The sequence below is a fragment of the Pseudoalteromonas sp. S3178 genome, from assembly GCF_005886985.1.
GTDB classification, from domain to species: Bacteria; Pseudomonadota; Gammaproteobacteria; order Enterobacterales; family Alteromonadaceae; genus Pseudoalteromonas; species Pseudoalteromonas carrageenovora.
This window is the reverse complement of record NZ_PNCW01000551.1, coordinates 1-316: the sequence shown is the minus strand read 5'-3', so window position 1 is coordinate 316 and position 316 is coordinate 1. Positions and strand designations below refer to the sequence as shown.

Here is a 316-nt window from a genome sequence, read left to right as displayed (position 1 = left end):
CAGAAAAGCACTATGCTGCGGTCCATGACCATGTACTATTAAGTGATGGAATTCATATACTTCCATACCAATAAACACCGCACCAAAGGCAAATGTCACCGCAAGCCAAGATAAGGTTTGCGACTTTTTCTGTTTGTTTGCCGCTATCATGGCAAAACCAAAGGTAATACTACTTAACAGTAGAGCCGCGGTTTCAACCGCAACAAAACCCAGCTCGAATATGTCTTTGCCAGACACCCCGCCTGCCGTGTTCATGTACAACACGGCATAAGTGGCAAAGAAAGAGGCAAACAACAAACAGTCCGTCATCAGATAT

At 44.6% G+C, this 316-nt stretch carries 1 protein-coding gene; it reads right to left on the bottom strand.

Annotated elements, in window-relative coordinates; all coding sequences use genetic code 11:
• On the bottom strand, positions 1 to 316 hold a 316-nt coding region (locus CWC11_RS22165), incomplete at both ends, for a cytochrome c oxidase subunit 3 family protein (protein ID WP_502704833.1).